The sequence below is a fragment of the Paramagnetospirillum sp. genome, from assembly GCF_058402745.1.
Genome location: NZ_JBZVFI010000019.1, coordinates 360262 through 368745, shown reverse-complemented (window position 1 = coordinate 368745; position 8484 = coordinate 360262). Strand labels below are relative to the sequence as shown.

Genomic DNA, 8484 nt, shown 5'->3' with positions numbered 1-8484 from the left:
GCGTCGCGGTCTTCGGTGCCATGGCACTGGGGGACTGGATGGAGGCGGCTACCGTTTCGGCGCTGTTCGCGCTGTCCCTGGCGCTGGAGAGCTGGAGCGCCGAGCGCGCCCGCCGGGCTATCGCCTCGCTGATGGACCTCACCCCGCCCATGGCGCGGGTAAAGGGAACCGACGGAGCCGAATCCCTGGTGGCGCCAGAGGATGTACCCGTGGGGGCCGTCTTCGTCGTGCTGCCGGGTGAACGCATTCCCCTGGACGGCCGCGTCCTGGTGGGCGAAAGCATGGTGGATCAGGCGCCGATCACCGGGGAAAGCGTGCCGGTGCTGAAAAGCGTGGGCACGGAGGTTTTCGCGGGCACCATCAATGCCGACGGCGTCTTGGAGGTGCAAAACCTTAAGCCGGCCGGTGAAACTACCCTGGCCAAGGTGGCCCGGCTGGTGGAGGAGGCCCAGGGCAAGCGATCCAAGGTGGAGCGCTGGGTCGATCGCTTCGCCGCGATCTATACCCCCGTCGTCCTGGCCGGTGCCGTGGCGGTGGCGGTGCTGCCGCCGCTGGCGCTCGGCCTGGACTGGTCCGAATGGATCTACCGCTCGTTGGTGTTGCTGGTCATTTCATGCCCCTGCGCCCTGGTGATCTCGACGCCGCTGACGGTGGTGGCCGCCATGGCCTCGGCGGCGCGGGCCGGTGTGCTGGTCAAGGGCGGGGAATATCTTGAAACGGCGTCGCGGCTGTCCGCCATCGCCTTCGACAAGACGGGAACCGTGACTTCGGGCCGCCCCGGTGTCGAACGGGTGATGGCGCTGGACGGCGGCGACGAGGGCCGCATCTTGCGGCTTGCGGCGGCGCTGGAGGCGCGCAGCACCCACCCGCTGGGCCGGGCCATCCTCGATCACGCCGCCGCCGGGGGCATTGCTCCGACTCCGGCCGAATCCGTCCAGTCCCTGCCCGGCAAGGGGATGTGCGGGGTCGTCGATGGCGAGGCGGTGTGGCTGGGCTCCCATCGTTACGCGATGGAGCGGGGTGCCGAGACGCCTGCCGTGCGCGAGGCGGCCCTGGCCTTGGCGGAAGGGGGGCGGTCGGTGGTGGCGGTGGGGGATGCCGCCGGGGTACGCGGGCTGATCGCCCTGTCCGATCCCATTCGTCCGGAAGCTGCGACGGCGCTGGCGGGCCTGCGCCGGGCCGGGGTGGGCAAACTGATCATGCTGACCGGAGACAACGCCGCCACCGGCGAGCGGGTAGCCGCTGCCCTGGGCTTCGATCTCGTCCTGGCGGAACTGCTGCCCGAGGACAAAAGCGAGGCCATGGACGATCTCGCCCGGCAATTCGGAACCGTCGCCATGGTGGGAGACGGAGTCAACGACGCCCCCGCCATGGCCCGGTCGTCCCTGGGTATCGCCATGGGGGCCGCCGGAACCGATACCGCCATCGAAACCTCGGATCTGGCGCTGATGTCCGACGATCTGACCAGGTTGGCCTGGCTGATCGGCCATTCCCGCCGGATGATGACGGTCATCCGCCAGAATATCGGTTTCGCCATCACCCTGAAGGCGGTGTTCATGGTGCTGGCGATTTTGGACATCGCGACCCTGTGGGGAGCCATCGCGGCGGATATGGGAGCGGCCCTTCTGGTGGCCTTCAATGGATTGCGCTTGCTGAAGGCCGGCGTTACTCAGAGGTCCGAGGACGGCATGGGCTTATCCTCGTCGTCGAATACCTTGAAACAGAGGCTTGCCTAGGGATGGAGGGGCGATCATGCATGTTCACAATCTGTCGTCATGGCAACACAGCCACCATTTCCAATCGGGCCTGGAAGCATCCGCCGAACGTCGGACCAAGATCGTGGTGGCTCTGACCATCGTCATGATGGTGGCCGAGATCGCGGCGGGCACGATCTTCAACTCCATGGCACTGCTGGCCGACGGCTGGCATATGTCCACCCATGCCGGGGCCTTGGGAATCGCCGCCTTCGCCTATACCTTCGCCCGCAGTCACGCCGACGACCAGCGCTTTACCTTCGGCACCGGCAAGGTCGGGACGCTGGGCGGCTTTACCAGCGCCATTATCCTTTGCATGGTGGCGCTGCTGATGGTGTGGGAATCGGCAAACCGCCTGATGACGGTCCAAGCCATCGCCTTCGACGAGGCCCTGATGGTCGCCGTCATCGGGTTGGTCGTCAACGTGGTCAGCGCCGGGATTTTGGGCGGACACGGCCTCGGCGACGACCATGATCACTGCGGCCACCACCACGATCACGACCATCATCGCGACCATCACGACCACAATCTCCAGGCCGCCTATATCCATGTCCTGGCAGACGTCCTCACCTCGGTGTTGGCCATCGCCGCCCTGCTGCTGGGGAAATATCTGGGGTGGTGGTGGATGGATCCCATGATGGGATTGGTCGGGGCCGCCGTCATCGGCAAATGGGCCTGGGGCTTGATGCGCAAGACCGGTTCGGTCTTGCTGGATCACAGCGACGACCGGGAGCTGCCGGAGGAAGTCCGCGCCGCCATCGAGGGCGATGCCGACAACCGGCTGTCCGATCTTCATCTCTGGCAGATCGGGCCGGGCCATTGGGGGGCCATCGTCTCGCTGGTGACCCACACCCCGCGCGAGCCGGGCCATTACAAGACGCTGCTGGCCGAGGTTCACGAACTCAGCCATGTCACGGTGGAGGTCCATCCCTGCGACGGGGCGTCTTGCGGCTAAAGCGGTTTGCGCTTTATCTGGCGCAAACCGCTTTGGCGAGCATTGAGCGAGCGGCCAAGCAAACCGTAGGTTTGGGCCCGGCGAGGGCATACATAAGATTATAGCCTTTTGCGTCACATTCGACGCAAAAGGCTTTAGGGGGGCTTCCCGATCGGCTCATGGCAATCGGCCTTCATCCGGCTTGCCGCGGGGGCGGGCGGTGCTGTGGTCCGGTTATAATTTCCGGGAAAAAGGGGATGAAATCAGGATGTGGGCCATTCCGACATACCTTCTGGCCGCTTTCGCCGAGATCGGCGGTTGCTTCGCGTTCTGGGCCTGGCTCCGGCTGGGCAAATCGCCCTTCTGGCTGGCTCCGGGGATGGCCAGTCTGGCCCTGTTCGCCTGGGCCTTGACCCGGGTCGATGCCGATTTCGCCGGTCGCGCCTATGCGGCCTATGGCGGCATCTACATTTTGTCGTCGTTGGTGTGGATGTGGGCGGTGGAAGAGAGCCCGCCGGACCGGTGGGACGTTCTGGGCGCCGCCTTCTGCCTGGCGGGCGCCCTGGTGATCATTTTCGCCCCCCGCGGCGAGTGATGCCGTAATCGGCCGCAGGGCGGCGGGGCGTTTCGTCAGGCGATTCCGGTGGCTACCACCGAAACCCGCATCTTGCCGGCCAGGGCGTCGTCGAAGGTGGATCCGAAAATGATGTTGGCCTCGGCGGCCACTTCCTCGCGGATGCGGTTAGCGGCCGAGTCCACCTCGAACAAGGTCATGTCCATGCCGCCGGTGATGTTGATCAGGACGCCCTTGGCCCCCTTTATGGAGGTGTCGCCCAGCAGCGGGTTGGAGATGGCGGCCTCGGCGGCGTCGATCGCGCGCTTTTCGCCGGCGGCCTCGCCGGTGCCCATGATGGCCTTGCCCATTTCGCTCATGACGATGCGGATATCGGCGAAATCCAGGTTGATCAGGCCGGGCATCACCACCAGATCGGTGACGCTGCGCACCCCGGAATTGAGCACGCCGTCGGCCATCTTGAAGGCGTCGGCGAAGGTGGTGCGCTCGGTGGCGACGCGGAACAGGTTCTGATTGGGGATGATGATCAGGGTATCGAGCTCTTCTTGCAGGGCTTCAATGCCGAGATCGGCGGTGTGCATGCGGTGCTTGCCTTCGAAGTGGAACGGCTTGGTCACCACGCCGATGGTAAGGATCCCCTGTTCGCGGGCGGCCCTGGCGATGACCGGTGCCGCGCCCGACCCGGTGCCGCCGCCCATGCCGGCGGTGATGAACACCATATGGGCGTCGCCGATCAGGTCTTGGATGTCTTCGAGACTTTCTTCCGCGGCGGCGCGGCCCACGTCCGGGCGCGAACCGGCGCCCAATCCCTGGGTGACCCGGCCGCCGAGTTGGATGCGTCGCTCGGTCAGGCTCAGCCCCAGCGCCTGGGCGTCCGTATTGGCGATGATGAATTCCACGCCCTCGATCTTGGACTGGATCATGTTGTTGACGGCGTTGCCGCCGGCTCCGCCGACGCCGATCACCACTATTCTCGGACGGACTATCGTCATCGCACCATCACCGCCGATAAGACATGCGCCGCGTGTCCAGCCTCATCAGCCGATCCGCAGGGCGCGCAGCACGTTCCCGCCCCGCCACTGGTGAAAGCGATACCACAGCAAAACGATGACGGCCGCCGCATAGACATAGGGTTCGCCGTTTTCGTGATTGGCGGCAAGGATGAAGTGGAGCGCCACCAGGGCGTTGATCACATAAGTAGCACTGTGCAGTTTCTTCCAGCGCTTGCCGCCGATCCGCTTGATCTGGCTGTTGGCCGAGGTGAAGGCCAGTGGAATCAGCAGCGCGAACGCCACCAGACCGAGCAAGATGAACGGCCGCTTGTAGATGTCGCCCATCATGTCGCCCAGATTGAGCGCCCATTCCAAGGCGACATAGGCCAAGACGTGCATCACCGCGTAGAAAAAGGCGAACAGCCCGATCATGCGCCGGTATTTGGCCAGGGTCTTGATGCCGGTGATTTCCTGGACCGGACGCATGGCCAGGGAAATAATCAAGAAGGTGAAGGCCCAATCGCCGAGATAGCGGTTGACGAAGCCGACGGGGGCCTCGCCCAGGGACCCGTTGGAGATATAGCCCTCGATGACGCTGCGTCCCACCAGCCAGACGAAGGGCAGTGCGGCGGTCAGGAATACCAGCGGCTTCCAATCCACTGTGCGGGCCGATTTCAGATGATGGTCGCAGGTTTCGTCGATGCCGTTGGCCAGCAGCCAGGCGGCGTAAAGGGTCACCAGCATCTTGCCCGTTCCCATCAAGATGAACGGGGCGCGGGGGCCGAGGGCGTCGAAATAATAGCCGCCGCTTTGGACCAGCATGACGGTTCCCAGGCCGCCGACCAGATAACCGGCTCCCACCATGGCCCCCAGGATCGGCTTGGGCGAGGCGTCCACGGTCAGAACCTGAAGGGTCACGAAACATCCCGCATGGCCGATTCCCACCATCAGCAGCGGCAGCGCCACCAGCCAGTTGAAGGGATTGGCGAACATGCCCAGCCAGATATAGCCCAGCGCTGCCAGGGACAGGCTGGCGCCGATGGCGGAAATGCGGCTGTGCCGTTCGATGAAGCTGCGCCATAGCGGCACCGCCGCCAGCACCGCCAGCCCCAGCAGGCCGATCATCACGGCGGCATGGGCGGTGGCGAAGGTGCGGGTCACCCCCACCAGATCGGAAACGGAAATGCACCACAGCGAGAAGAACAGGCTGAGGATGATCACGTCGGCGCGGGTGTAGAAGGCGGCGGCGAAGGCCAGCTGCATGCGCGGATCGCTGGTGATCACCGTCCAGACCTGCCGCAGCGGATGTTCGTCGTCTTCCGAGGCCGGCTGGGGCGGGGCCACGTCCCGCAGATTGCGCCGCGTCAGCTGGAAACCGGCGATTCCGGCCAGCAGCGGCAGGCACATGATGAGGAAGACGCCGCCGGGATAATCGGCCATCTGCATGACGATGGCGGCCAGCATGGTGCCGCCGAACACCATCATGAAGACCAGATTCCCCATGAGGCGCGGCCGGTTGGCGCGCGACGACACATCGCCCACCAGGGTGGACAGCTGCAACTGGACGGTATCGGCGCCCACGGTCAGCAGCACCCGGGTCAGATAGAACAGCACCAGACCGGCGGCGCCGAAGGCCAGTCCTACCTGAAGGCTGAGCAGCGATACCGCCGCGCCGACCACGGCGATCAGGAAGCCCAGGGCGATGATCCGCACCCGGCCGATGCGATCGGACAGCAGGCCGAACCAGCCCACACAGACGATGGAGACGATTTCCGCCACCACCTGGATATCGGCGTTGACGGCGCCTTCCTTTTCGAAGGCGATGCCGAAGATCTTGTCCAGCAGCAGGGGCTGGATGGAAATGGAAAGCGCCGCCATCAGGGCGCCCACGGTCATCAGCAGATAGATGATGTTCCATTGGGTGGGGGCGAAGTCGTCCGCCGTCGTCCCCTTGGCCGGAGCCTCAGCGTTCCTCGGCATCCATGCCTCCCGCATTCGCCCAAAGGCCGTTGAGGTGATTGTCGCGCAAGGCGCAGATTTCGCCGTTGGCCATGACGCTCATGGCGTAATCCAGTCCTGCGGCGGCTTGGGTCGGATCGCGGAAGGCGGTGCCCTTGACGAACATGCCGGGACGAACCACGCAGCCCTCGGCCTGCAGATACCAGCGCGGGGCCAGGTCGATCCAGATGGGCGGATTGATGCCGTCGTTGATCTGGATGTAGATGTCGCCCCAGACTGAGCGGGCTCCGGCTCCGGCGATGCTCACGACCTTGCCCTGATAGCGGAAGGGCACCATCCGTTCGTGGGCTTCATTGCCCAGGGGGACGGCGGCGGGGGCCGGAGCCACCGCCAGGGCCACGCTCACCGCCTCGGGCAGGGGCATGCCCGGTGTGACCGCCGCCGGAAGCGGCGCCGCCTTGGCGCCCTTGGCGACGCTGCCTTTCTTCACGATGGTGTGGCAGCTGGCGCAGGGCATTTTTTCGCGGCCGTCCACATGGGGCGCCGGGGTTCCCTGGACGATGGGCAGGGTTCCCGATCCCGGTCCGGTGCCGATGGCCGGGGGGGTGACGATGTGGCAGCTGGAGCAGACCATCTTCTCGCGGCCGTCGCGATGGGGGGCGGGCATTCCGGCGACGATGGGCGGGGCCAGATCGTAGGTGTGGTCCTCCCAGGGATTGGCGTTGAACACGGCGGTCAGGACCAGGGCCATGCTGAAGGCAATGCCCAGCGCCATGATCCAAACCGCGATATTGGGATGTGCAACGGCCTTACTGCTCACGGGGACTCGATCGATGGCAAAGTGTTTAACCGGTTTGTGCTTTGGCGTCGGGGGTGGCCGCTTATAAGAACGGCTCCAAACTGTCGAGGCGGAAGTTTCTCATATCCCGGTTCGGAATGGAATGACCATAGCCCATCAGTCCATGCCGGAATCGGGCGCGGTTTCCGTCCAGACGGGGCTTCCGTCGATCAGGAAGTGTTCGGCTAGGGCTTTTTCCAAGGCCCACAACTCGCCGTCCTCGAAGACGATACGGACGAGGTCGTTGGGATCGCAGGCGGCCACCAGGGAGCGGATCTCGCGGGCTTCGCGCAAGATTTTGGAAATCTGCTGGCGGACGCTTTCGGTGTCCTCGGCGCAACGGCGCAGCTGTTCCGAGCGGTTGACTGCTTCTTGGACCAAGCTGCGGAAAAAGACGTTCTTGTCGCCGGCGAAATAGGCGGTGGTCAGGGTCGAGATGAATTTCCGCGTTCCGTCCCGGTCGCCATGGGCGGCGTTCAGATGTTCGGTCAGCACCTGGGTGGCGGTCATGGACAGATCGTTGAGGGCCAGCCCCAGAACCTCGGCCAAGGCCCGCATGCGGTCGATCCGCTGCGACGGGTCGAGGCCGGGGGGCGCCGGCGCGACGGTGCGGCTTTGGGTGATCTGGGACAATTCCTGGGTGATCTCTTGCGACAGCACCCGCTGGGAGCGCAGCTCATCGACGATGCCGTCGCGGCTGTCGCGGGTCACCTGGACCAGCTGGGCGGTGGCCGATGCCTGGGCCTCCAACTGGGCGGCCACCGCCTCGCGATGCTCGCGGAACAGCTGGGCCAGCAAGGTCATGGCCTCGTCGGTGCCGGATGCCTGCGCGGGCGCGGCAAGGGCGCGGCCCTCCTGGTTCAGCCGGATCAGCTGGGTGGTCGCTTCCACCTGGGCCTCCACCTGGGCGGCGATGGCGGCGCGATGCTCGCGGAACAGGTCGGCCAGCATGGCCACGGAGCCCTCCGACGACACATCGTTCCGGGACAGGGTTGTCACCTCGGATTTCAAGGTGTCCACGCTTTTCACGATCCGCGAGAGCATGAGAATCAGGACGGTCAGTCCGATCGGCAAGGCGATGGACAGCAGCACGATGAAGAATTCATGGGGAAGCATGGTGAAGAGATTTTTCCAACCATTGAAAATGGTCAGATAGACGATGGACAGGACAGCCCAAATGACCGCGCCGATCAAGGCCGCGCGGGAGGCGGAATTCAACTTGCCGAAGGCTGCCTTGTTAAACCCCATCAACATAAGGACATCTCCCATGATGGCCGCAATCGCCATCCCAATGCGCCGCCCCGCAGGCGTTCCCCTTATAGTAACAGCAAGGCGAACGGCGGGATACCTTCGAAACAATCCATTGATATGGGTTGGGCGTCGATGCGTCAATGACTGAAATTGCGTATGATTATCACAATCCTATGCTTCGT

At 64.7% G+C, this 8484-nt stretch carries 8 protein-coding genes; 4 read left to right on the top strand and 4 right to left on the bottom strand.

The window, feature by feature from the left end; translation table 11 throughout:
- From ACV4UZ_RS21020 to ACV4UZ_RS21010, 3 genes are all read left to right on the top strand, one after another.
- A partial coding sequence (locus ACV4UZ_RS21020) for a heavy metal translocating P-type ATPase (protein WP_491602713.1) occupies positions 1–1736 on the top strand: 1736 nt, incomplete at its 5' end.
- A gap of 16 nt (positions 1737–1752) precedes the next feature.
- Positions 1753–2709 (top strand): CDF family Co(II)/Ni(II) efflux transporter DmeF, encoded by a 957-nt coding sequence (gene dmeF, locus ACV4UZ_RS21015; protein WP_008615089.1) that lies wholly within the window; start codon positions 1753–1755, stop codon positions 2707–2709.
- A 247-nt stretch (positions 2710–2956) separates the two neighbouring features.
- Positions 2957–3283 carry a YnfA family protein gene (locus ACV4UZ_RS21010; RefSeq protein WP_009869365.1) on the top strand — a complete coding sequence of 109 codons (327 nt, stop codon included), beginning with the start codon at positions 2957–2959 and terminating at the stop codon, positions 3281–3283.
- A gap of 35 nt (positions 3284–3318) precedes the next feature.
- Here the strand turns inward: ACV4UZ_RS21010 and ftsZ are convergent, their stop codons facing one another.
- The 4 genes from ftsZ to mamY all read right to left on the bottom strand — a co-directional run bounded on the left by ftsZ (position 3319) and on the right by mamY (position 8167).
- Positions 3319–4227 carry a cell division protein FtsZ gene (ftsZ, locus tag ACV4UZ_RS21005; protein WP_491602712.1) on the bottom strand — a complete coding sequence of 303 codons (909 nt, stop codon included), beginning with the start codon at positions 4225–4227 and terminating at the stop codon, positions 3319–3321.
- Between the two features lie 72 nt (positions 4228–4299).
- Positions 4300–6234, bottom strand: coding sequence for a magnetosome biogenesis transporter MamZ (mamZ, locus tag ACV4UZ_RS21000; RefSeq protein ID WP_008615077.1), 1935 nt, complete (start codon positions 6232–6234; stop codon positions 4300–4302).
- Positions 6218–6988, bottom strand: a complete 771-nt coding sequence (gene mamX, locus ACV4UZ_RS20995; protein WP_008615076.1) for a magnetosome protein MamX — start codon at positions 6986–6988, stop codon at positions 6218–6220. Before mamX ends, mamZ begins: the two co-directional genes overlap by 17 nt.
- 180 nt (positions 6989–7168) lie before the next feature.
- The gene (gene mamY / locus ACV4UZ_RS20990; protein WP_231848985.1) at positions 7169–8167 is read right to left on the bottom strand and encodes a liposome tubulation protein MamY; all 999 of its coding nucleotides are present in this window, start codon (positions 8165–8167) and stop codon (positions 7169–7171) included.
- Between mamY and ACV4UZ_RS20985 the strand changes: the two genes are divergently transcribed.
- Positions 8156–8446: a hypothetical protein gene (locus ACV4UZ_RS20985; protein ID WP_231848986.1), complete on the top strand. Its 291-nt coding sequence runs from the start codon at positions 8156–8158 to the stop codon at positions 8444–8446. The two genes, mamY and ACV4UZ_RS20985, sit on opposite strands and share 12 nt — an antisense overlap.
- Positions 8447–8484: the final 38 nt, after the last annotated feature.

Excerpts from the sequence above, each read along its gene's own strand:
- dmeF (WP_008615089.1), top strand. The coding sequence starts at position 1,753 with ATGCATGTTCACAATCTGTCGTCATGGCAACACAGCCACCATTTCCAA.
- ACV4UZ_RS21010 (WP_009869365.1), top strand. The coding sequence starts at position 2,957 with ATGTGGGCCATTCCGACATACCTTCTGGCCGCTTTCGCCGAGATCGGC.
- mamZ (WP_008615077.1), bottom strand. The coding sequence starts at position 6,234 with ATGCCGAGGAACGCTGAGGCTCCGGCCAAGGGGACGACGGCGGACGAC.
- mamX (WP_008615076.1), bottom strand. The coding sequence starts at position 6,988 with ATGGCGCTGGGCATTGCCTTCAGCATGGCCCTGGTCCTGACCGCCGTG.
- ACV4UZ_RS20985 (WP_231848986.1), top strand. The coding sequence starts at position 8,156 with ATGGGGAAGCATGGTGAAGAGATTTTTCCAACCATTGAAAATGGTCAG.
- mamY (WP_231848985.1), bottom strand. The coding sequence starts at position 8,167 with ATGCTTCCCCATGAATTCTTCATCGTGCTGCTGTCCATCGCCTTGCCG.